This window comes from Candidatus Limousia pullorum (assembly GCF_057405065.1).
In genome coordinates, this window is record NZ_CM171614.1 from 1,285,976 (window position 1) to 1,309,863 (window position 23,888).

General features: G+C 40.7%; 23 protein-coding genes. 20 read left to right on the forward strand and 3 right to left on the reverse strand.

The window, feature by feature from the left end:
- The first annotated feature begins 8 nt into the window (after positions 1 to 8).
- The 8 genes from rpiB to CGICJO_RS05635 all read left to right on the forward strand — a co-directional run bounded on the left by rpiB (position 9) and on the right by CGICJO_RS05635 (position 10,485).
- Positions 9 to 464: a ribose 5-phosphate isomerase B gene (gene rpiB / locus CGICJO_RS05600; protein ID WP_486499939.1), complete on the forward strand. Its 456-nt coding sequence runs from the start codon at positions 9 to 11 to the stop codon at positions 462 to 464.
- A gap of 39 nt (positions 465 to 503) precedes the next feature.
- Entirely contained in the window at positions 504 to 1,136 is a 633-nt protein-coding gene (gene upp / locus CGICJO_RS05605) for a uracil phosphoribosyltransferase (protein WP_486499940.1), read from the forward strand.
- Between the two features lie 344 nt (positions 1,137 to 1,480).
- The gene (locus CGICJO_RS05610; protein WP_087376438.1) at positions 1,481 to 2,044 is read left to right on the forward strand and encodes an RNA polymerase sigma factor; all 564 of its coding nucleotides are present in this window, start codon (positions 1,481 to 1,483) and stop codon (positions 2,042 to 2,044) included.
- A gap of 2 nt (positions 2,045 to 2,046) precedes the next feature.
- Complete coding sequence (locus tag CGICJO_RS05615; RefSeq protein WP_486499941.1) at positions 2,047 to 2,628, forward strand: hypothetical protein; 582 nt, start codon at positions 2,047 to 2,049, stop codon at positions 2,626 to 2,628.
- Between the two features lie 81 nt (positions 2,629 to 2,709).
- Positions 2,710 to 3,387 carry a hypothetical protein gene (locus CGICJO_RS05620; RefSeq protein ID WP_087376440.1) on the forward strand — a complete coding sequence of 226 codons (678 nt, stop codon included), beginning with the start codon at positions 2,710 to 2,712 and terminating at the stop codon, positions 3,385 to 3,387.
- A gap of 221 nt (positions 3,388 to 3,608) precedes the next feature.
- A complete protein-coding gene (uvrB, locus tag CGICJO_RS05625; protein ID WP_486499942.1) occupies positions 3,609 to 5,591 on the forward strand; it encodes an excinuclease ABC subunit UvrB in 1,983 nt (660 codons plus the stop codon).
- Positions 5,592 to 5,785: 194 nt separating this feature from the next.
- The gene (locus tag CGICJO_RS05630; RefSeq protein WP_486499943.1) at positions 5,786 to 7,774 is read left to right on the forward strand and encodes a DNA gyrase/topoisomerase IV subunit B; all 1,989 of its coding nucleotides are present in this window, start codon (positions 5,786 to 5,788) and stop codon (positions 7,772 to 7,774) included.
- 458 nt (positions 7,775 to 8,232) lie between these two features.
- Positions 8,233 to 10,485 (forward strand): DNA gyrase subunit A, encoded by a 2,253-nt coding sequence (locus CGICJO_RS05635; RefSeq protein ID WP_486499944.1) that lies wholly within the window; start codon positions 8,233 to 8,235, stop codon positions 10,483 to 10,485.
- Between the two features lie 66 nt (positions 10,486 to 10,551).
- On the opposite strand, the gene CGICJO_RS05640 is transcribed toward CGICJO_RS05635, so the two are convergent.
- Positions 10,552 to 11,013, reverse strand: a complete 462-nt coding sequence (locus CGICJO_RS05640) for a hypothetical protein (protein WP_486499945.1) — start codon at positions 11,011 to 11,013, stop codon at positions 10,552 to 10,554.
- Positions 11,014 to 11,357: 344 nt separating this feature from the next.
- On the opposite strand from CGICJO_RS05640, the gene secG reads away from it, so the two are divergent.
- Positions 11,358 to 11,606, forward strand: a complete 249-nt coding sequence (gene secG, locus CGICJO_RS05645; RefSeq protein WP_486499946.1) for a preprotein translocase subunit SecG — start codon at positions 11,358 to 11,360, stop codon at positions 11,604 to 11,606.
- 86 nt (positions 11,607 to 11,692) lie between these two features.
- On the forward strand, positions 11,693 to 11,956 hold the full coding sequence (locus tag CGICJO_RS05650; RefSeq protein WP_087376445.1) for a pro-sigmaK processing inhibitor BofA family protein: 264 nt from the start codon (positions 11,693 to 11,695) through the stop codon (positions 11,954 to 11,956).
- Positions 11,957 to 11,959: 3 nt separating this feature from the next.
- Here CGICJO_RS05650 and CGICJO_RS05655 read toward each other — a convergent pair whose 3' ends face one another.
- Positions 11,960 to 12,568, reverse strand: coding sequence for a DUF4364 family protein (locus CGICJO_RS05655; RefSeq protein WP_158096200.1), 609 nt, complete (start codon positions 12,566 to 12,568; stop codon positions 11,960 to 11,962).
- A gap of 133 nt (positions 12,569 to 12,701) precedes the next feature.
- On the opposite strand from CGICJO_RS05655, the gene CGICJO_RS05660 reads away from it, so the two are divergent.
- The 10 genes from CGICJO_RS05660 to CGICJO_RS05705 all read left to right on the forward strand — a co-directional run bounded on the left by CGICJO_RS05660 (position 12,702) and on the right by CGICJO_RS05705 (position 21,363).
- On the forward strand, positions 12,702 to 13,133 hold the full coding sequence (locus CGICJO_RS05660; protein ID WP_087376447.1) for an NfeD family protein: 432 nt from the start codon (positions 12,702 to 12,704) through the stop codon (positions 13,131 to 13,133).
- A 65-nt stretch (positions 13,134 to 13,198) separates the two neighbouring features.
- Complete coding sequence (locus CGICJO_RS05665; protein WP_087376466.1) at positions 13,199 to 14,104, forward strand: SPFH domain-containing protein; 906 nt, start codon at positions 13,199 to 13,201, stop codon at positions 14,102 to 14,104.
- Positions 14,105 to 14,299: 195 nt separating this feature from the next.
- Entirely contained in the window at positions 14,300 to 14,797 is a 498-nt protein-coding gene (gene purE, locus CGICJO_RS05670; RefSeq protein ID WP_087376448.1) for a 5-(carboxyamino)imidazole ribonucleotide mutase, read from the forward strand.
- Between the two features lie 56 nt (positions 14,798 to 14,853).
- Complete coding sequence (purM, locus tag CGICJO_RS05675; protein ID WP_087376449.1) at positions 14,854 to 15,888, forward strand: phosphoribosylformylglycinamidine cyclo-ligase; 1,035 nt, start codon at positions 14,854 to 14,856, stop codon at positions 15,886 to 15,888.
- A complete protein-coding gene (gene purN, locus CGICJO_RS05680) occupies positions 15,888 to 16,514 on the forward strand; it encodes a phosphoribosylglycinamide formyltransferase (protein WP_486499947.1) in 627 nt (208 codons plus the stop codon). The genes purM and purN overlap by 1 nt, the downstream gene beginning before the upstream one ends.
- Positions 16,515 to 16,528: 14 nt before the next feature.
- Positions 16,529 to 17,245: an IMP cyclohydrolase gene (locus CGICJO_RS05685; protein ID WP_486499948.1), complete on the forward strand. Its 717-nt coding sequence runs from the start codon at positions 16,529 to 16,531 to the stop codon at positions 17,243 to 17,245.
- Between the two features lie 32 nt (positions 17,246 to 17,277).
- A complete protein-coding gene (locus tag CGICJO_RS05690; protein WP_486499949.1) occupies positions 17,278 to 18,456 on the forward strand; it encodes a phosphoribosylaminoimidazolecarboxamide formyltransferase in 1,179 nt (392 codons plus the stop codon).
- 15 nt (positions 18,457 to 18,471) lie between these two features.
- Positions 18,472 to 19,746 carry a phosphoribosylamine--glycine ligase gene (gene purD / locus CGICJO_RS05695; protein ID WP_486499950.1) on the forward strand — a complete coding sequence of 425 codons (1,275 nt, stop codon included), beginning with the start codon at positions 18,472 to 18,474 and terminating at the stop codon, positions 19,744 to 19,746.
- A 39-nt stretch (positions 19,747 to 19,785) separates the two neighbouring features.
- Positions 19,786 to 20,658 (forward strand): metallophosphoesterase, encoded by an 873-nt coding sequence (locus CGICJO_RS05700; RefSeq protein ID WP_486499951.1) that lies wholly within the window; start codon positions 19,786 to 19,788, stop codon positions 20,656 to 20,658.
- A gap of 189 nt (positions 20,659 to 20,847) precedes the next feature.
- The gene (locus tag CGICJO_RS05705) at positions 20,848 to 21,363 is read left to right on the forward strand and encodes an HdeD family acid-resistance protein (protein WP_486499952.1); all 516 of its coding nucleotides are present in this window, start codon (positions 20,848 to 20,850) and stop codon (positions 21,361 to 21,363) included.
- 56 nt (positions 21,364 to 21,419) lie between these two features.
- Here CGICJO_RS05705 and CGICJO_RS05710 read toward each other — a convergent pair whose 3' ends face one another.
- The gene (locus CGICJO_RS05710; protein WP_486499953.1) at positions 21,420 to 23,762 is read right to left on the reverse strand and encodes a cation-translocating P-type ATPase; all 2,343 of its coding nucleotides are present in this window, start codon (positions 23,760 to 23,762) and stop codon (positions 21,420 to 21,422) included.
- Positions 23,763 to 23,888: the final 126 nt, after the last annotated feature.

A 23,888-nucleotide genomic window follows, 5' to 3' on the forward strand; every position in this document is an offset into this window, starting at 1 on the left:
AGGTAAAGATGATAGCATTAGGGTGTGACCACGGCGGTTACGGAATTTTGTCCGCAGTTAGAAAGTATCTTGACGAAAAGGGCATTGAATACAAATATTTTGGCTGTTTCAGCGAGGAAAGCGTAGATTATCCTTTGTACGCTTATAAGGTAGGAAAGGCTGTTTCAAGCGGCGAGTGCGAGCTTGGTATTCTTTGCTGCGGCACAGGCATAGGTATTTCTATGGCGGCAAACAAGGTTAAGGGGATTAGAGCAGCTGTTGTAAGCGATGAATTCTGCGCAGAGATGACAAGACGTCATAACAATGCAAATGTTCTTTGCATGGGCGGCAGAGTAATTTCATCCGATATGGCTGTAAGACTTGCGGAAATTTTCCTCACCACTGATTTCGATGGCGGAAGACACGAAAACAGAGTTAACATGATAACTGAAATCGAAAACGGTACTTTTGAGGATAAAGATTAAGTTATCATTCAAGTTTTGACAGAAAGAAGACGTGAATTTATGGAAAATCAGGTTACTGTTTTTGACCATCCACTTATACAGCATAAACTTACATTTATGAGGGACAAAAATACCGGCAGCAAGCTTTTCAGAGAGCTTGTTTCAGAGGTTTCCATGCTTATGTGTTACGAGGCTACAAGGGATTTGCCTTTAAAAGAGGTTGAAATCGAAACACCTATGGCTTCTACAACTTCAAAGGTAATTGCAGGCAGAAAGCTTGCATTTGTTCCTATTCTCAGAGCAGGCTGCGGAATGCTTGACGCAATGCTCAGCATGGTTCCTGCTGCTAAGGTTGGACATATCGGCCTTTACAGAGACGAAACAACACATCAGCCGGTTGAATATTACAAAAAACTGCCCTCTGATATTTCAGAGAGAGATGTTTTTGTACTTGACCCAATGCTTGCAACAGGCGGAAGCGCAGTTGACGCAATTTCCATCATCAAGCAGAGCAAGCCAAGGTCAATAAAATTCCTCTGCATTTTGGCAGCTCCTGAGGGAATCAGAGCTTTGACTTCAGCTCATCCTGACGTTCAGGTTTACTGCGCAGCAAAGGACGAGGGACTTGACAAGAACTGCTATATTCTCCCGGGTCTCGGCGACGCAGGCGACAGAATTTTCGGAACTAAATAATTTTTTAATCCATAAATAAAAAACGGCAGCTTACCCCTGCCGTTTTATTTTTTATATCTGCCGTGCAGGGGGAACATATAGAAATGGGGATTGATTACACGGCAGGCGAGACGTTTTGATTTGAAAATTGGAATGGTTATGCTACAGTTAGCTTTGATGTAAAAATAGTATAGAACACCAAAGTATGATGAACTTATTTTCTAAGTAAGACCTGTATGTGAGTAAACCCGGGATTCCAAAGGGACCACCGTTCCTTTGGCAGGAGGTTCGGAGGACAGAGTCCTCTGGGGAGCAACCTTTTGCTGAAAAAACGTACTTAATAGATGTAAGGGGATTGTCGCTTGATGAGGGGTGATGATGTGGAGGATGTAAAAATAATTGATTTGTATTTTCAGCGTGACGAAAAAGCTATTGATGAAACCGATAAAAAATACGGTCAGCTTTGCTATTCAGTGGCAAAAAATATTTTGAATGATAAAGAGGATGTAAAAGAGTGTGTAAGCGATACGTATATGAATTTGTGGAACACTATACCGCCGGTAAAGCCTCTTAATTTCTCTGCTTTTATATGTAAACTAACTCGAAATCTCTCATTGAAAAAACTTGACTATAATAACGCAAAAAAGCGTTCTCCGGAACTTGTGACAGCGTTGTCAGAGCTGGAAAATATAATCTCATCTGAAAATGTAACTGAAACAATAGAAAATAAAGAGCTGGGCAGTATCATCAGTGAGTTTTTAAAAGAAGAAAAAGAAACCCAAAGGAATGTTTTTATAAGACGATATTGGTTTTTGGACTCAATACAGAGCATTTCGGAAAAATACGGTTTCAGTCAAAGCAAGGTTAAATCAATGCTTTTTCATACAAGAAAAAGGCTAAAGGCTTATTTGAAAGAGAGGGGATATTGAGCATGGGAGAAATCAAAATTCTTGAATCATTGAATTATATTGATGATATTTTCATTTCTGACGCAATTTTCCATAAAACAGTTAGAAGGTCAGATAAGCTGCTAAAAAATAAAATCGTGAAAATAGCTGTCTGTTTAGTATTTTTATCTGCAATATTGGGTTGTGCGTCGTTTTTTAATACTCAAAATCATAGCTTGCCTTTTTCTTTAAAAGTTTACGGAGAAAGTGAAAAAGGGGAAGTGCAGGCAATTGATATGGAAATAGATAAAAAAATACCGATTGACCTTTTTGAAACAAAATCAGGAGTGAAAGGTTTTGTTTTTTCTTATGATAAACCGGATAAAAATGTTCCGTCAGCGGTCGCAATTGTTTCGGAAGGTGATTATGACGGAATTGAGGAAGAAATATTGAAAATGGCAGACGACAGCACACAAAATTACATATTTTATGTACCTAACGAATACGATAACACGCCAATCGAGCAATCTTTCTTTGTTTCTGGTTTTGAGAAGGACATATTATATGAAATTCATCTTATAATAAATAAGGAAGGTGATAAATATTATGTGAATTTGAAGAGATAGGTTTTTATTTTAAGATATGAAATGAAGGTGATAGTATAGAAGAATAAGTTTTAATTATGATATTACGAAAGGTGATTGTTTATGAAAAAAAGTAAAATGATAAAAATATTAACTGTATTAATGTGTTTTTTTATGTTTTCGTCTAGTGTTGTTGCAGAAGAGATAGCTGCAAATAATGATGACCAACTTAGTTTACTTCTGAATGATATTAATAATGAATATGGAACAAACTTTCATATATTATCTGATAGCGAGTTAGAATATTATGGGATTCCAAAGACTATTCCACAGAAATTATCTTCTTCAGAGCTTAATGATTTAGAACAATATTTACGTTATATAGCAGAGATAAAAATGCCTGAGTTTGAAAAAGAAACACAGGAAGCGTTAAGTATTATGAAAAATGTTGAAGAAAATGTGGTTAATAAGGATGGTTTAGTAAAAAATTCAATAATGTCAAATAATACAATAGTAGCAAGGAGAGCTATTAACTATGCAACTGCAATTGCAGAGGCCTACACTATAAAAGATTTTTATGGTAATACTATATGGGGAAGTGTAGTTCATGCTGCATGTTCATCTAATATGTATCAACCAATTTGGTTTTTAGCACCATCTCCAACAGTTCAACATATTGATAGTGGCAGAACATTATTATGGACCGGTGAGGGAGACTATTTTTCTTATGTTAATGGAACCCAGATTTATTTAGGAAGCGGTACTCAGCATACAGAATTATATATTAAAAGTTATATTTAATTCTGTAATTTATTTACAATTTATTAAATATAAAAACGGCAGAATCAATCCTGCCGTTTTTTCTTTTATAAATCAACTGTCCTTCAAGAAGTTTCATAAAAAATAAAAGTTTGTAAAATACTATTGTTTGTGATATACTAAAACATTGACAATGTCTTTTTTGGGGTGTATTATAGAAATAAACGAACTATTGTTCCTAAACTATAAAAAGAGGTGCGAATATGGGCGATTTTAAACTTCATTCACCTTATAAACCAACCGGCGACCAGCCGGCGGCTATAGATAAACTTGTGGAAAGCATAAATAATGGACACAAGGAACAGACCTTGCTGGGAGTTACGGGTTCCGGTAAAACATTTACAATGGCTAATATTATTGAAAAAGTTAACCGCCCTACACTGGTGCTTGCCCACAACAAGACTTTGGCGGCTCAGCTTTGTTCAGAGTTCAAGGAGTTTTTTCCGGAAAATGCTGTTGAATATTTTGTTTCCTACTACGACTATTACCAGCCGGAGGCATATATTGCCAACACGGACACATATATAGAAAAGGACAGCTCTATAAACGATGAGATAGACAAGCTTCGCCACAGCGCCACACTTGCTCTGGCGGAAAGACGTGACGTTATCATCGTTTCTTCGGTTTCCTGTATTTACAGCTTGGGCGACCCTATTGATTACCGAAACATGGTTATTTCTCTGCGTCCAGGTATGGAAAAAAGCCGTGACGAAATTATAAAAAAACTTGTGGAAATCCAGTATGAGAGAAACGACATAAACTTTGTGAGAAATAAGTTTCGTGTACGTGGGGATGTGCTGGAGATTTTTCCCGCCTCGTCCGGAGATAAAATAATCCGTGTGGAGTTTTTCGGGGATGAGATAGACAGAATAAGCGAGATAAATCCTCTGACCGGAGAGCTTATCTCGGTTTTGAAGCACGCCGCAATTTATCCGGCTTCCCATTATATTGTATCAAAGGAAAAAATGCAGACGGCTGTAAAAGAGCTGGAAAGAGAGCTGGAGGAGCGTCTGGAATTTTTCAGAAAACAGGGAAAGCTTTTGGAGGCTCAGAGAATAGAGCAGAGAACAAGATACGATATTGAAATGCTTATGGAAATAGGCTTCTGCACAGGAATTGAAAACTATTCAAGAGTGCTTTCCGGCAGAGAGCCGGGTTCTGCTCCCTTTACCCTTTTAGACCACTTTCCAAAGGACTTTTTGTTGTTTGTGGACGAGTCCCATGTTACATTGCCTCAGGTAAGGGGAATGTATGCAGGTGACAGAGCGAGAAAGGAAAGCCTTGTGGAGTACGGTTTCCGCCTGCCATCGGCTTTTGACAACAGACCTTTGAACTTTCAGGAGTTTTACGACAGAATAAATCAGGTTGTGTTTGTCAGCGCAACTCCGGGAGATTTGGAAAAGGAAAAAAGCTCTGTTATTGCTGAACAGATTATCAGACCCACAGGACTTTTGGATCCGCTTATTTCCGTGCGTCCTGTTGAGGGTCAGATTGACGACCTTATCTCCGAGATAAACATGAGAACGGAGAAAAAGGAAAGAGTGCTTGTGACCACTCTCACCAAAAAAATGGCGGAGGATTTGACCGCATATTTTGAAACCATGGGCATAAAGGTAAGGTATATGCACCACGATATAGATACGGTGGAACGAATGGAGATTGTCCGTGATTTGCGTTTGGGTGAGTTCGACGTTTTGGTGGGAATTAACCTTTTGAGAGAGGGTCTGGATATCCCGGAGGTTTCTCTGGTTGCAATCCTTGACGCAGACAAAGAGGGATTTTTGAGAAGTGAAAGGTCACTTATTCAGATTATAGGACGTGCGGCGAGAAACGCTCACGGTGAGGTTATAATGTACGCCGACAGTGTTACCGACTCTATGGCAAACGCCATAAGAGAGACAAACCGCCGCCGTGAAATTCAGAATAAATATAACGAGGAACATGGAATTGTTCCGAAAACAATAGTTAAAAAGGTTTCAGATGTGCTTGAAATTTCTTCAAAGGGAGAAACAACCGAGAAGAAGTTTGGTAAGCTTTCAAAGGCTGAAAAACAAAAGCTTATTGACGAGCTTACAAGAGAGATGAAGGATGCGGCAAAAATGCTTGAATTTGAACACGCCGCATATCTGAGAGATAAGATAATGAAATTACAGGGAATTTCCGATAAAAAAGGAAAGAAGAAATAAATTATAAATAAGTTAATCGAGAGCGAACCATTCCCAATAATAAGGAAAAGGTCTCGCCCGACCTGTTATGAACCTAATTTGTAAGATCAACCCATGCAGGTCGGAATAAAAAATACGTTTCGCCCGACTTGAAATGAAGTTTATTTTTAGAAGAAAGCTTTGCAAGTCGGAATTAAAAAATAAGGAAGGTAAGTATGGCGAAGAAAAAGGTGAATGCCGAATACGGCAATGATAGTATTACAGCCTTAAAAGGCGCCGATAAGGTCAGAAAAAGACCTGCGGTTATTTTTGGCTCTGACGGTATTGAGGGCTGTCAGCATTCTGTTTTTGAAATACTTTCAAACTCCATAGACGAGGCAAGAGAGGGTTACGGTAAGGAAATAGTAGTTACCAAATACAGCGACGGCTCTTTTGAGGTTGAAGACCACGGAAGAGGTATTCCTGTTGACTTTAACAACAACGAACAGCGTTACAACTGGGAGCTGGTTTTCTGCGAAATGTACGCAGGCGGTAAATACAACAATAACGAGGGTGAAAACTACGAGTTTTCCCTTGGACTTAACGGATTGGGTCTTTGCTCAACCCAGTTTGCTTCCGAATATATGGATGTAGATATAAGACGTGACGGTATGCGCTACACTCTGCACTTTGAAAAGGGTGAGAATATCGGCGGTCTTAAAAAGGAAACATACAACAAAAAGGACACAGGTACTAAAATAAAATGGAAGCCTGACCTTGATGTTTTTACTGATATAGATGTTAAAAGCGAGTATTTTCTCGATGTAATGAAAAGACAGGCCATTGTCAATGCGGGAATAAATTTTATTTTCAGAGAGCAGAAAGGCAAGTCTTTCGAGGAAACTAACTTTAATTATGAAAACGGTATTTTAGACCATGTTAAAGAGCTTGTTGGCGACGACGGTATATCATCTGTACAGAACTGGCAGACTGAAAGAAGCGTCCGTGACCGTGACGACAAGCCTGAATACAAATTCAAGGCAAATGTTGCCTGCGCTTTTTCAAACCGTGTGGCTTGCAGTGAATACTATCACAATTCCAGCTGGCTTGAATACGGCGGTGCGCCTGAAAAGGCGGTAAAAAACGCTTTTGTATATCAGATTGACAGCTTTTTGAAGCAAAACGGCAAGTACAACAAAAGCGAAAGCAAGATAAATTTTACCGATGTTGAGGACTGTTTGGTTATTGTTATATCATCCTTTTCCACAATGACCTCTTACGAGAACCAGACCAAAAAGGCTATTACAAATAAGGGCATACAGGATGCTTTGGTGGAGTTTCTGCGCCACCAGCTTGAAATTTATTTTATTGAAAATCCTTTGGAAGCTGAAAAGGTCTGCAACCAGGTGCTTATCAATAAGAGAAGCCGTGAAAATGCGGAAAAAACAAGGCTTAACATAAAGAAAAACCTCACCAGCAACATGGACATAACAAACCGTGTGGCGAAGTTTGTTGACTGCCGAAGCAAGGATGTAAAGGAAAGAGAGCTATTCATAGTTGAGGGTGACTCGGCTCTTGGCGCATGTAAGCAGGCGAGAAACCCTGATTTCCAGGCTATAATCCCAATCAGAGGTAAAATATTGAACTGCTTGAAAGCGGATTACGATAAAATTTTCAAAAACGACATTATAACCGATTTGCTGAAGGTTTTGGGCTGCGGCGTAGAAGTAAAGACAAAGTCAAACAAGAACCTTTCTGTGTTTGATATAAATCTTTTAAGGTGGAACAAGGTTATAATCTGCACCGATGCGGACGTGGACGGTTTCCAGATAAGAACTCTGGTGCTTACCATGCTTTACCGTCTTACCCCGACCCTTATTAAAGAGGGAAAAGTGTTTATTGCAGAGTCACCTCTTTACGAGATAACCACAAAAAATCAAATTTATTTTGCCTATACTGAGGCTGAAAAGGAAAAGTATCTCAATCAGATAGGCAAGGAAAAATTCACCGTTCAGCGAAGCAAGGGACTTGGTGAAAACGAAGCGGACATGATGAGCCTTACCACCATGAACCCTGCTACCAGACGACTTATAAAGGTTATGCCCGACGATGTGGAAAAGACAGCGGAAATTTTCGACATTCTTCTTGGCGACAACCTACAGGGCAGAAAAGAATTTATAGTAGAACACGGCAACGAATACATCGACGAGCTCGACGTAAGCTGATTATTTTATATCCGCCTTGGAAGACTTCCTTTTGGAGGTTACCGTTCGTTATGCGGCGGTTATTTTAGTTCCGCCTTGGAAGACTTCCCTTTAGAGGTTAGTGTTCGTTTGTGCGGCGGGTAAAGGTTTGTTTTGGCGGTTGGATGGCTATTCTTACATTTAGGTGTATTTTGCAGGAAATATTTTGAAGTAAGATTGTTATACTGCCGTAGGGGCGGATTATATATCCGCCCTGTCGCAGTGAGTGTTATTATAAAAATAAGTTCGTTTATAATGATGAATTTCATAATAAGATGAACCATATTCACAAATTTAAAATATGGTTTAGGTTTGATTTAGTATTTAACATCATCTCCATAAACAGGCGTAATTTTATTATCTGCCATTGTATTACCGGGCGGATATATAATCCGCCCCTACGAGATATTTCTATAAAAGAAAAATAGGAGGAAGGTAAGTTGGCTTCACGAAAAAGAAGTTCAAATAAAGAAAATACGGAACGTATAAAGGGTATTATTGAGGGCGCAGGTATGGTTGTGGAACAGAAAATTGTTTCTACAATTCAGGAAAACTATATGCCCTACGCTATGAGCGTTATTTTGTCCCGTGCAATTCCGGAAATAGACGGCTTTAAGCCTTCACATAGAAAACTGCTGTATACAATGTATAAAATGGGCTTGCTTACAGGAGCAAGAACCAAGTCCGCAAATATTGTGGGCGCAACAATGAAATTAAATCCCCACGGTGATGCGGCTATTTATGATACTATGGTGCGACTGTCCCGTGGTTATGAGGCTCTGCTTCATCCGTATGTGGATTCAAAGGGTAACTTCGGTAAATTTTACAGCCGTGATATGGCATGGGCGGCTTCGAGATATACAGAGGCAAAGCTTGATGTGATATGCAACGAGCTTTTCCGTGATATAGATAAGGACGCAGTTGACTTCATGGACAACTACGACAATACAATGAAAGAGCCTACCCTTTTGCCTGCAACATTCCCGTCTGTTTTGGTAAATGCAAATACGGGTATTGCGGTTGGTATGGCTTCAAGTATTTGTTCTTTTAACCTTAGAGAAATCTGTGAAACCACTGCCGCCCTCATAAAAGACCCTGACCACGATATAAAATCCACATTGCCGGCTCCTGACTTTATAGGCGCAGGACAGATTATTTATAACGAAAAGGCTATAGATGATATCTACAGAACCGGTAAGGGAAGTATCAAGGTAAGATCAAAATATGAGTATGACAAAAGCGCAAACTGTATCGATATAACAGCGATACCGCCGACAACTACCTGTGAAGCTATAATCGAAAAGGTTATAGATTTGGTAAAGGGCGGAAAAGCTAAGGAAATTTCTGATATACGTGACGAAACAGGACGAGAGGGCTTAAAAATCACCATTGATTTGAAAAGGGGAGTTGACCCTGATAAGCTTATGGCAAAGCTTTTCAGATTTACAACCCTGGAGGACAGCTTTTCCTGTAACTTCAATGTGCTTATCGGCGGAGTTCCACGTGTGCTGGGCGTTAAGGATTTGCTTAACGAGTGGACGGCTTTCCGTATGGAATGTATAAGACGACGCACATATTTTGAGCTTGGAAAGAAAACAGATAAGCTTCACCTTTTGAAAGGTCTTGAAGTAATTCTTCTTGATATCGACAAGGCCATAAAAATTGTAAGAGAAACAGAGGAAGAAAACGAGGTTGTGCCAAACCTTATGATTGGGTTCGGTATCGACCAAATTCAGGCGGAATATGTGGCGGAAATCAAGCTTCGCCATTTGAACCGTGAGTACATTTTGAAGAGAACCAAAGAGATTGAAGACCTTGAAAAGGAGATTGCTGAGCTTGAGTCAATTCTCAAAAGCAAGACAAAGATTAAAAACATAATCGTTAAAGAGCTTAAAGAGGTTGCGGATAAGTACGGCAAGCCAAGAAAGAGCCTTATAATCTATGAGGACGAAACAAATTATGTGGAAGATGCTGAGGAAATACCGGACTATGCGGTAAACTTCTTCTTTACAAAAGAGGGATATTTCAAAAAAATAACCCCCCTTTCTCTGAGAATGAGCGGAGAGCAGAAGCTTAAAGAGGGCGACGAGGTTTCCGAGGTTATAGAGGGAACAAACGGCTGTGACCTTTTGTTCTTTACAAATAAATGTCAGGTTTATAAGGCGAAAGCCAACGACTTCGGCGATACAAAGGCAAGCGTTTTGGGCGAGTATATCCCTGCAAAGCTTTCCATGGACGAGGGTGAAACCGCTGTCAAGATGGTTGTAACAAAGGATTACAAGGGATTTTTGATTTTCGGCTATGAAAACGGCAAGCTTGGAAAGGTTCCCCTTGAAAGCTATGCCACAAAGACCAACAGAAAAAAGCTTGCAAACGCCTACAGTGACAAAGCGCCTCTTGCTGATATGGAGTTTTTCACGGAAGAGGGAGAAATGCTTTTGGAGTCCTCCTCAGGCAGACTGCTTATAGTGAATACCGCAGATATTGCCCTTAAAACCTCAAGAACCACACAGGGCGTTGCGGTTATGAAGCAGAAAAAGGGTCACAGACTTATGTCCGTTAAAAAGTATGAAGCCGGAACATTTAAAAACGAAAAGCGTTTCAAAATAAAGACAATCCCCTCAATGGGAGCAATACCCACAGCGGAGGAACAGGGGGAACAGCTTTCCCTGGTTTCCGACGGTGAAAAATAAATTTACTAAAAAAGAACGCCTGCATCCGTAAAGGACGCAGGCGCAAGTTTTATTTAGTGTTGTCTGTCATTTTGCATGTCTGGCTATGTATCCAAAAATACCGGATAATATCAAAACCAGTATTTCTAACAGATTTAAAATATTGTTTTGTTTTAGTACCATTGCGAGAATGTAAATCGCAGATGCACAGACACAGAATAATATGAATATGGGAACAGATATCTTTTTATCATTGTCTAAAGCGTCTTTTGAGGCATTGGAGTCGTACATAATGAGTTTCGGAATGGTTGTATGTTCATCTTTGTCAAAAGCATATTTTGAGATTTTGCAGTGGTACATGAAGTAGAAAAGTACTATCAGCAGAGTATAGAATAAAGCTGCCAGGTGAAAGCTGAAATGTGCCTCCGGCGGAACATATTCATACCAATCTGTGATGTTAAATACAAGCAAAGAACCCGAAATTATAAAAAGATAGAAAAAAAATACTGCCGTTTTGTATGCGGTAGGTTGTTTAACAGTTATAGCCATAAAAGACACCCCCTAATACTTATAATAATATTGTTTGTTTTTATAATTATATCATTTACTTTAACTTAAATCAATATGTTTTGTGAATTATGGAAACAAAAAAATCTATGTATTTTTGTTTAAAAATAAATAAAGTGTTTGTGTGGGTTTACAATTTTTGATATCAAGATTGTTATATGTGACTAAAATGTTTTCGGGAAATCTTTTTTAGGATAAAATATTAAAAAATGCTTGAATTTACATCTATGATATGGTAAAATACGATGTATGAATGTAGAAATATGCTTTGTGGGATTTCGGAGATATTTCCGCAAAGATAATATGAATTGAAAGGACGAAAATAAATGTCAGGTTTGGAAATCGCATTAGGCGCTCTTCTTATTGTTTTTGCAATTATTATGATTATCGTAATCATTCTCCAGGAGGGCAACCAGCAGGGTATCGGTGTTGTTACAGGCGGCGCAGATTCTTTCTTCTCTAAGAATAAGGCTCGTTCAATCGACGCTTTCCTTTCACGCTGGACAAAGATTATTGCAATCGGCTTCGTTGTTTTTGTTATTGCACTTAACATCTTCATGTTCTTTGCAAAATAATCACAAGCATTATTGCCTTAATAAAAGCATAAAATTAACCGTCGGGTTTACCGGCGGTTTATTTTTTTGCGTATGGGGGCGAGTGTATGAACACTGCTGTTGTAATTATGATTTTGCTTTGCACCGTGGTTTTATTCGGAATAATCAACGCTTTATTTCTAAAGAAAAAACCCCTTAAAACCGGATTTATGTACGTGCTTTTTGGAGTGGCTTCCTTGTTTGCGGTAAACCTTACCTCGGCTTATACAGGTATAAACCTACCCATAAGCTGTTGGTCACTTATAATATCCGGTGTTGGGGGAATTCCCGGCACAATACTTTTGTGCGTAATGCAGTTTATAATAGTTTGAATTTTACAAAAGGCTTCCTATGTTGCTTAAAGCTTCGTCAATAAGGTCTTTGTTTCTGGTCATAAGGGCAACCATAACCTTGTAGACGGTTTCAGGGCTTTTGTGGAAATTTTTTCTTACAAGACGAGCCTGGTTGATGTCCGGAACATAAAGCTGGAAATTCATAAGGTTCATATCGCCGCCGGATATGGAGCAGTTTACATAACATCCGTTTTCGGTCTGTGTTATTGTAACTTTGTTTTCCTTTTCTATTCTCTGCTTTTCCAAAAGCTCTAATGTGCAGGCGTATGCCTTTTCCTTAACCGAATAGGCGAGATTGTTTTCAAGCTGGTCGGCAATCATCATGCCGTCCTTTGTAAGCTCGAAAAGCTTTTCTCCTTTTTCACTTTTTTTAAGATTTCCCAGCTTTACAAGATCGTCAAAGCAGGAGCAGGTTTCAAAATAATTGGCGAGAGCTTTTTCTAAAATTGCGCTTACCACCAGCTCTTTGCTCAAGGGCTTTTTGACCGCACGGAAAATATAACAGATGAGCATTTTGATCTCTGTTTTTGTTCTCATACCGCCGGGGATTATTCCCTCGTCAAATGTGTCAAAAATATTATTTTGCGCCATATACATAACCTCTTTAGCTTTACTATGTTTATAATTATAACACAAAATTTTCCTTTTGTGTAGGTTATTTTTAAATTACTTGACTATTTTTAAGGTTTGTGATATCTTATGCATTAAGAAGGGAGGCGCTTTTATGGAGTATATGCCTTATATATGGATTGCAATAGCTCTTGTTATGGGAATAATCGAAGCATCCACCGCACAGCTTGTGTCTGTATGGTTTGTTATAGGTGGTTTGGCGGCGGCTGTAAGCTGTATTTTTACAGATAATGTATTTATACAGATAGCGGTTTTCTTGATTGTTTCCTTTGCAAGTCTTTTGGCAACAAGACCTTTCGTGAAAAAAATTACAAAATTCGGGAGAGTTAAAACAAATCTTGACTCTACAGTGGGAAAAACTGCGGTTGTCACCAGCGACATAGACAACAGAATGAGCCAGGGCGCCGTAACTGTAGGAGGAAAGGTTTGGACAGCACGTTCCGTTGACGGAAAGGTTATCCCGAAAAACAGCAGCGTAAAGGTTATTTCCATTGAAGGGGTCAAACTTATTGTAGAAAAAATCTAAGGCTTAAAGCCTTTAATGAGAGGAGTACTAATATGGAATTTTTTGAAGAGGTATTGCCAAACATGATGGGATTTTTGGTTCCGGCAATTATTGTACTTATAGTTATAATCGTAGTTGTAAGAAACATCAGAATTGTTCCTCAGGCACACGCCTATGTAATAGAGCGTCTCGGCGCATACTACACCACATGGGGAACAGGTTTGCACATAAAAATACCGATTGTAGACAGGGTTCATCAAAATGTTACCCTTAAAGAGCAGGTTGTGGACTTCCCGCCTCAGCCGGTTATCACAAGAGATAACGTAACAATGCAGATTGACACAGTTGTGTATTTTGAAATTACAGACCCTAAGCTTTACTGCTACGGTGTTGAAAGACCTATAAGCGCTATTGAAAATCTCACCGCCACAACACTTAGAAACATCATAGGCGATTTGGAGCTTGACAGCACTTTGACATCAAGAGATACCATAAACGACAAGATAAGAATTATCCTTGACGAGGCTACAGACGCATGGGGTATTAAGGTTATCCGTGTTGAGCTTAAAAACATTCTTCCGCCAAGAGAAATTCAGGACGCTATGGAAAAGCAGATGAAGGCTGAACGTGAAAGACGTGCAAGAATTCTCGACGCAGAGGGTGAAAAGAGAAGCCAGATTCTTGTTGCAGAAGGTATGAAAGAATCTGCAATCCTCAAGGCAGACGCTATTAAGGAGTCAAAGATAAGAGAGGCAGCCGGTGAGGCTGAAGCTATTTTGACTGTTCAGAAGGCTTATGCAGACGCTCTTAGAATGCTCAACGAGGCTAATCCTACAGACAAGGTTATCACACTTAAGAGCCTTGAGGCTTTCCAGAAAGCAGCAGACGGAAAAGCTACAAAGATTATTATTCCGTCAGAAATTCAGGGTATTGCCGGACTTGCCACATCTCTTAAAGAGGTTTGGAACAGCGACGCACCTGTTTCAAAGTAAAAAAATAGGTTTTTTAAAGGAAATATACCCAATATATAGGAAAAAATCATTTTTCACAGGTATATCTATTGAATTTTAATCTGTTTTCACTTATAATAAAATACAAGTAATGTTGTATGCTCAGGCTACGGTTTACCGTAGCCTTTTGCTTTAAGAGCCTACATTTTTGCGGATTAAAACAAAGGAGAGATTGACATGAGAAAAGTTGCAGTAATCATGGGAAGCGACAGCGATTTCGGTGTTGTTTCAAAAGCCGTTAAGAAGTTAAAGGAATTTGGTGTTCCCTATGAGGTTCACGTAATGAGCGCACACCGCACACCTTTCCAGGCGGCTGAATTTGCTTCAAAGGCAAAGGAAAACGGCTTCGGCGTTATAATCGCAGCAGCAGGAATGGCTGCTCACCTTGCAGGCGTGCTTGCAGCACATACAACTCTTCCGGTTATCGGAATTCCGGTAAAATCAGCAAACTTTGACGGTTTGGACGCTTTGCTTGCCACAGTTCAGATGCCTACAGGTATCCCTGTTGCAACTGTTGCAGTTGACGGAGCAGGAAACGCAGGTATTCTGGCAGTTCAGATGCTGGCTTTAAGCGACGATGAATTGGCTTCAAAGCTTGAAAACATGAAAAAGACAATGGAGCAGGAAGTTCTGGCAAAGGACGAGGCTTTGCAGGAAAAGGTTGCTCAGTTATAATTTGTAAACAGTATATACTCAACTAATATAAAAAATAAAATACAGGAGTGTTTCGGATGAAGAGTTTTTCTGAAAGCTATAAGGCGGCAGGCGTTGACGTAACTGCCGGATATAAAGCTGTTGAGCTTATGAAAAAGCATGTGGCAAGAACAACAACTGATGGCGTTGTTTCAGGTATCGGCGGTTTCGGCGGTCTTTTTAAGCCGGATATCGCAGGAATGGAAGAGCCTATTCTCGTAAGCGGTACTGACGGTGTAGGTACAAAGCTTAAGCTTGCTTTCCTTCTCAACAAGCATGATACTATCGGTATCGACGCTGTTGCTATGTGCGTAAACGACGTTGTATGCTGCGGCGCAAAGCCTTTGTTCTTCCTTGACTATGTGGCAGTTGGAAAGAATGTTCCTGAGAGAGTTGCAGAGATCGTTTCAGGTATTGCAGATGGCTGCGTTCAGTCAGGCTGCGCTTTGGTAGGCGGCGAAACCGCTGAGATGCCGGGATTTTATCCTGTTGACGAATACGACGTTGCAGGTTTCTGCGTTGGTATGGTTGACAAGAAAAAGATTATCGACGGAAGCAGACTCGAAAAGGGCGATGTGCTTATCGGTATTGCTTCTTCCGGTGTTCACTCCAACGGTTTCTCCCTTGTAAGAAAGGTTTTCGACATCAACGAGGAAACAATTCACAACACTTACGAGGAGCTTTCAAAGCCTTTGGGCGAGACCTTGCTCACACCTACAAAGATTTATGTTAAGGCTGTTTTGAACCTTATCGAAAATATCGACGTTAAGGCTATTTCCCACATCACAGGCGGCGGCTTCTATGAGAACATTCCGAGAATGATGAAAGAGGGACTTACAGCAAGAATTAAGAAGGACGCAGTTCCTGTACTTCCTATCTTTAAGGTAATTCAGAGAGTTGGCAACATCCCTGAAAGAGATATGTTCAACACATTTAATATGGGTATCGGTATGATTGCCGCTGTTCCTGCATGTCAGGCTGACAAGGCTATAGAGATACTTAACAACATCGGTGAAACTGCAGTTATTCTCGGTGAGGTTGCCGAGGGCAGCGACGGAGTGGTGCTTGAGTAATGAAAAATATTGTGGTTTTGGTATCCGGAGGAGGTACAAACCTTCAGGCGCTTATTGACGCTTCCGAAAGAGGAGAAATCGAAAACGGCAGAATTTCCTGCGTTGTTTCTTCAAACCCAAATGCTTACGCCATTGAAAGAGCAAAGAAACACAACATAGATTACGCCGTTATCAGACGCAAGGATTATGAAAGCCTTGATTCCTATGACGAGGCGCTGACCGCTCTGCTTTTGGAGAAAAAGGCGGATTTGGTTGTGCTTGCCGGATTTATGACAATTCTTGGCGACAAGGTTATAAAACAGTTTGAAAACAGAATGATAAATATACACCCGTCCCTTATTCCAAGCTTTTGCGGAGCAGGCTTTTACGGACTTAAAGTCCACGAAGCCGCCCTTGCAAGGGGAGTTAAGGTGACAGGAGCTACCGTGCATTTTGTAAACGAGATTTGCGACGGCGGCCCTATAATTCTTCAAAAGGCTGTGGAGATTTCCGACGACGATACTGCGGAAACTTTACAGAGAAAGGTTATGGAGCAGGCTGAGTGGAAGATACTTCCAAAGGCGGTATCACTCTTTTGCAGTGAAAAAATTTCGGTGCAGGGCAGCAGAACAATAATTAAAGATTGAGGAGGAAACAACAAATGAAACCCGTTTCAGCAGAAAAATATTTGAGTGTTAATCCATATCCGGGCAGAGGAATTATGCTCGGTAAAAGCGCAGACGGAAAAAAGGCTGTAATCGCTTATTTCATCATGGGCAGAAGCGAGAACAGCAGAAACAGAATTTTTGTTGAGGAGAAAGACGGTATCCGCACACAGGCTTTTGACGAGAGCAAGCTTGTTGACCCTTCTCTTATCATTTATGCGCCGGTTAGAGTTCTCGGAAACAAGACTATCGTTACAAACGGTGACCAGACCGACACAATCTACGAGCTTATGAATCAGCAGATGACATTTGAGCAGTCATTGAGAACACGTGAGTTTGAGCCGGACGCACCAAACTACACACCGAGAATTTCCGGTATTGTAAAGGCAGAGGGCGGCAAGATGAACTATGCTATGTCAATTCTCAAGAGCGCAAACGGCAATCCTGACTGCTGCGAGAGATACACATTCAGCTATTCAGCTCCTTTGGCAGGCGAGGGCAGACTTATCCACACATACATGAGCGACGGAAATCCTCTCCCAAGCTTCGAGGGCGAGCCTGTTCTTGTTGAAATCGGCAACGACGATATCGACAGCTTTGCAAATAAAATTTGGAACGCTTTGAACGAGGAAAATAAGGTATCACTGTTTGTAAGATACATCGATATTGAAACAGGATGCTTTGAGTCAAGAATTATAAATAAGAATGTATAATATATAGTTTGATGAAGTAAGGGGATAGTGAAATGAACGATTTGCTTTTAAAATACGGCTGTAACCCGAACCAGAAGCCATCAAAAATCTTTATGAAAGACGGTTCTGACCTTCCAATCGAGGTTTTAAACGGCAATCCGGGTTATATCAACTTTTTGGACGCTTTCAACAGCTGGCAGCTTGTCTGCGAGCTTAAAGAGGCAACAGGACTTCCTGCCGCCGCATCCTTTAAGCATGTAAGCCCTGCCGGCGCCGCTGTTGCCACAGAGCTTTCCGACACTCTTAAAAAGATTTACTTTGTTGACGATTTGGAGCTTTCTCCAATCGCCTGCGCATACGCAAAGGCAAGAGGCGCAGACAGAATGTCCTCTTACGGCGACTGGGTTGCACTTTCCGACACCTGTGACGCTTCCGTTGCAACTCTCCTTAAAAGAGAGGTTTCCGACGGAATTATCGCCCCTGACTACACTGAGGAAGCTTTGGAAATCCTCAAGTCAAAGAGAGGAGGCAGATACAATGTTGTAAAGATTGACCCTAACTACAAGCCTGCCGCTGTAGAGCATAAGGATGTTTTCGGCGTTACTTTCCAGCAGGGAAGAAACGAGCTTCTTATAAACGAAGCAATGCTTATGCAGAACATTGTTACAGAGAACAAAGAGTTTACAGAGGAAGCAAAGAGAGATTTGCTTATAGCTCTTATCACACTTAAATATACACAGTCCAACTCCGTTTGCTATGCAAAGGACGGACAGGCTATCGGCGTTGGCGCAGGTCAGCAGTCAAGAATCCACTGCACAAGACTTGCAGGAAACAAGGCTGATATCTGGTACCTCAGACAGCATCCGAAGGTATTAAATCTTCCTTTCGTTGACGATATCAGACGTCCTGACCGTGACAACACAATCGACGTTTATATCTCCGACGATTACGAGGATGTATTGGCAGAGGGAACATGGCAGCAGTTCTTCAAAACAAAGCCAGAGCCTCTTTCAAGAGAAGAGAAAAAAGAATGGCTCAAGACACTCAAGGGTGTTTCCTTGGGCTCTGACGCATTCTTCCCATTTGGCGACAACATCGAGAGAGCAAAGCGTTCAGGCGTTGAGTTTATCGCACAGCCGGGCGGCTCTATAAGAGATGACAACGTAATAGATACCTGCAACAAGTACAACATGGTTATGTGCTTTACAGGAATTCGTCTGTTCCATCACTGATACGAGGTGCGCTGTATGAAAATATTGATGATAGGTTCCGGCGGAAGAGAACATGCCCTTATCAAAAAGCTTCTTGAAAGTCCAAAGGTAGAGAAAATCTACTGCGCTCCCGGCAACGGCGGTATCGCCTGCGACGCTGAGAACGTTAATATCTCCGCAATGGACATTGAGGGCGTTGTGAATTTTTCAAAGGAAAATAAAATAGATTTGGTTTTTGTAGCTCCTGACGACCCGCTTGCCGCAGGTATGGTGGACGCTTTGGAGGCTGAGGGCATAAGAGCTTTCGGTCCTAAGAAGGCTGCGGCAGAAATCGAGGCTTCAAAGGTTTTCTCTAAAAATCTTATGAAGAAATACGGTATTCCAACAGCTGATTATCAGGTTTTCGACAACTCAAAGGACGCCCTTGATTATGTTGTAAACAACAATATGGCTCCTGTTGTAGTAAAAGCCGACGGTCTTGCTTTGGGTAAAGGCGTGCTTATCTGCCAGACAGTTGAGGACGCAAAGGCTGCAATCCATTCAATAATGGATGATAAGAAATTTGGCGAGTCAGGCAGCCGTGTAGTTATCGAGGAATTTCTCACAGGCCCAGAGGTTTCCGTTCTTTCATTTACAGACGGAAAGTGTGTAAAGCCTATGGTAAGTTCAAAGGACCACAAGAGAGCCTTGGACGGCGACAAGGGTCTTAACACAGGCGGAATGGGCACAATCAGCCCGAACCCATACTACACAGATGAAATGGCTGAGATTTGCAGAAAGACAATCTTTGAACCTACAATCGAAGCTATGAACAAAGAGGGCAGAACCTTTAAGGGATGTCTTTATTTCGGCCTTATGCTCACACCAAAGGGTCCGAAGGTTATAGAGTACAACGCACGTTTCGGCGACCCTGAAACTCAGGTTGTGCTTCCACGCCTTGAAACCGATTTGGTTGATATCTGTGAAGCCGTTATCGACGGAACACTTGGCGACCTTGATATTAAGTGGAAAAAGGGAGCAGCTGCATGTGTTGTTATGGCAAGCGGCGGATATCCTGAAAGCTACAAAAAGGGTATAGAGATGAGCGGCCTTGATGAGAAAGGCGGGGTAGAAGGTGCAATAGTTTACCATGCGGGCACAAAACTGGAAAACGGCAAATTCTACACAAACGGCGGACGAGTATTGGGCGTTACCGCAGTTGACGACACCCTTGAGGGCGCACTGAAAAAAGCTTATGAGGCTGTTGAAAAAATAAGCTTCGAGGGCGCACATTACAGAAAAGACATCGGAACTTGTCCTGTTATTGTTTGATTTCCTTTTCCAAATTCCCATTGAAAAGAGGATTTGTAATTGAAATTTGCAACAGCGGTTGTTATCGTCTTTGTTTTGGCGATGATTTATTGTGTGTACAATTATTTTGCAATGCAGAAAATTACGTTGAGCAATTATGTTGTCAGTGACAAAAGAATAAAGAAAAAGATAAGGATTGTTCACCTGAGTGATTTGCATTTAAAGGAGTTCGGGGAGTTTAACGGGGAGCTTACCAAAAAGATTTCTGAGCAAAACCCGGATGTGGTGGTTGTGACAGGTGATATGTGCAGGCGAGGAAATAAGGATTACACGCCTATAACTCATCTTTTGGAGGAGGTTGTGAAAACCGCTCCGGTGTACTACGCCTTGGGAAACCATGAACTGGACTACCTGAAAGATTACAACGATGAGATACTGAGGGAAATCAAAAGAACGGGTACGGTGATTTTGGACAATGAAATCGCCTGCCTTGAGGTGAAAGGCTCAAAGCTGAAATTTTTGGGTCTTAGCTGGTATGAAGAATTATCGGAAAACGGCATAAATTCGCCTGAGATACAGGAAGAAATAAAGCTGTTAAATAAATTCTGTCAGGGAGATGACTATAAAATACTTTTGTGTCATTACCCTGAATATGCAAAGAGCCGCTATAAGGTCAAATGCAAGGAGTTTTTAAACTACAAGTTTGATCTTATGCTTTCGGGACATGCCCACGGAGGTCTTGTGAGACTTCCATTTATAGGCGGTGTGATTGCGCCGTCCCAGGGACTTTTTCCGAAATACGACAAGGGTATTTACGATTTTGACGGCTTTAAACTTGTGGTTTCGGCAGGACTTGGGGATACCGGATATTTTTTCCGTGTCAACAATCCTCCGGAAATTGTAACAGTGGATTTAGTACCGAATGAACAATAAATAACATAAAGGAGCAGATTTCTGCTCCTTTATTTTTTGTAAAACACCTTCATATATTTTGATGTTTGTAAATGCTAAAAAAAGAATATTTAAAAATATTTTAAAAATTTTTATTGACTTTTGGAAAAGCGATGTTATAATTTACATATCGCTATATATAGCAAGTAAAAACAGAAAGAGAGTGGTATAATGAAAATTGCGGGTATTGTATTAGGAGTGATAACTGCACTGTTGGGAGTTTACGCTTTTTGTGTTCCGCTTGGAGTATTTCTCGGAATATCCTGGGTTATTGCGGTACTTATAATTGTAAACGGTGTTGAGTCGATTGCTGACGGTGTTGCTTCACAGCCAAAGAAGGACACAGGTAAAATTGTTTTAGGTGCATTGATTGTGTTGGCAGGTATTCTCCTTTTGTTCAGCGGAATTTTGAGATTCCTTACAGATATGATGATGGTTTACCTGATCGGCGGCGCTTTGATTCTTTATGGTATTTTCCAGATTGTTGCGGGCTGGAAGAAAAAGGAGATTTCTACAGGCGCAGGCGTGATTTCTATTATCTGCGGAGTTATTTCAGTAATCGGTGGATTCTTGGCTTTCGGACATCCTTTCCTTACAATGATTTCCGTTGGTTACATAATAGCTTTCAACCTCATTATGCAGGGTGTAAACATGATTGTTATTGCCGTAAACAGAGATAGGTTCTAATTGAATATTACGTTACTTAAAAAGGCTGTCACAAAATTTAGGTGACAGCCTTAATTTTATAAGTATTTCTTTTTGTAACGCTGGTCAAGCTTGCTTCCCACAAAATTATACAGGAGATTAAATACTACAAATGAAACCACAATCAGCGAAACGGTAATAGTCAAAGTTGTGGTGGTGAATGGAACTATATTAAACAGATTTGAAAATACAGTCATTCCTATCACAAGTCCCGACACTATGAAAGCCACAAGGGCGGTTCTTATAGGATTAAAGGGGATACAGATTCGTATTATGAGAATTACTCCCGTAAATGAGGTCACTATGGTGGCGATTGTGGAAATCTGTTCGTCCGTTATATGCCAGACCTCAGAAGCAATACACAGGAATATTATGTTTAAGATTATTGTCACAGCTCCGGGGATTGCACGTGACAGAATGTTTAAAAGAAAGTTTCCTGTAACTCGCTCTTTGTTTGGTTCAAGCGCCAGCACAAATGAGGGTATTCCTATTGCAAAAGCTCCGAATAGCGACATTTGAATTGGCTCAAAGGGATAGCGAATATTTACAAAAATAAACATTACGCTTAAAACCATTGAGAAAAGTGTTTTCACAAAAAACAGGGATGCGCTTCGCTGAATATTATTGATAGAGCGGCGACCCTCGGCAACTACACGGGGCATGGCTGAAAAATCATTGTTTATAAGCACAAGCTGTGCCACATTTCTTGCGGCGTCGCTTCCCGAAGCCATCGCCACGGAACAGTCAGCCTCTTTCAAAGCCAAAACATCGTTTACGCCGTCGCCGGTCATTGCCACTGTGTGTTTGTGGTGCTGTAAAGCTTTTACGAATTTTAGCTTCTGATGAGGTGTTACTCTTCCGAATACAGAATATTTTTCAACAGCGTTGTCTATGTCCTCGTCGGTTTCAAGGGTTGTGGCGTCAATCGCCATTTCGGCGTTGGGAATACCTGCGGCCTTGGCAATGTTGGAAACGGTTTTTACATTGTCGCCGGAAATAACCTTTAAGGTTACGCCCTGCTCGGTAAAGTATTTTATTGTCTGAGGTGCTTCCGGTCTTATTTTGTCCATAATAAGAACCAAAGCTATCGGCTCAGGCTCACCGATAATATTGCCATCGTCGTCAAAGCCTTTGGCGGTGGCTACGGTGATAACCCTGTATATTCCGCCGATTTTTTCAATCTCATTTGAAATAAGGGAATATCGGTCTTTGAGAATAAATTCTCCTGCGCCCATAACTATAGCTGTTCCGTCCGACAAAACTGCGCCCGACCATTTTTTCTCGGAAGAAAAGCTTATGAAACGCTGGGGCTTTTGGGCGTTTATATTTTTGTCTTTGTAGTAATTTATAAAAGCCATTATTGTGGCGTTGTCATCGTCTGTGTACTTGGCGATTGAGCTTAACGCAAAGTCCAGCTTTTCTTTTGAAGTGTTGCCGAGGATATGTATTTTCTCGATTTCCATTTCCTCGTTGGTTATAGTTCCTGTTTTGTCAAGGCACAGCACGTCAACCCTCGCCAGGTTTTCAATACAGTAAAGCTCCTGAACCAAAACTTTGTATTTTGAAAGACGGATAACAGCCACCGCAAGAACCGTACTTGTCAAAAGCACAAGTCCCTCGGGAATCATTCCTATAAGGGCGGCAACGGTGCTGACTATTGCGTCGTTAAATTCAACCCCGCCACGGAAATACTGATTGCAGAAAAGCAAGGCTCCCACCGGAAAAATTACGAAAGAAACAAACTTGATTATTTTGTTGAGGGTGGTCATAATTTCCGATTTGACCTTTTTAATGTATTTGGCGCTGTTGTTAATTTTAGTGGCGTAATTGTCTTTTCCAACGTGGACGACCTTTGCCACACATTCGCCCGAGGAGATAAAGCTTCCTGAAAACAGCATATCTCCGGCTTTTTTTGATACAAGGTCGGACTCGCCGGTCAAAAGGCTTTCATTTACGCTTACATTGCCCTCAAGCAAAATACTGTCTGAGGGTATTTGGTTTCCTCTTTTAAGAATTATAATGTCGTCAAGAACAATTTGATTTATTCCTATTTCTTTTTCAGTGCCGTCACGCATTACCGTTACTTGGCTGGAAACCATAATGGAAAGCTTGTCAACCGTAAGCTTTGAGCGTATCGCCTGAATAATTCCTATAAGTGTGTTGCATATTATTATGCCCATAAACAGCACATTTTTATAGGAGCCTGCCATAATAATAGCGGCGGCAAGGATAAAGTTTATAATATTGAAAAGGGAAAAGATATTTTCCGTCAGTATTCGTTTTATTGATTTTGTTTTGACATCTGTATCGTAATTGACAAGACCCTTTTTTTCACGGCTTTCCACCTCCCGGGAGGAAAGACCTTTGAGATTTACTTCCAATTAAATCACCGTCCAATTATATAAGAAAAAAGGAATTGAATATCTGTTTGAATATTACAAAACTTATGTGATGAAAATGTGATTGTATTATGTTAATTAGTACAAATATACATTTTAAAAATATAA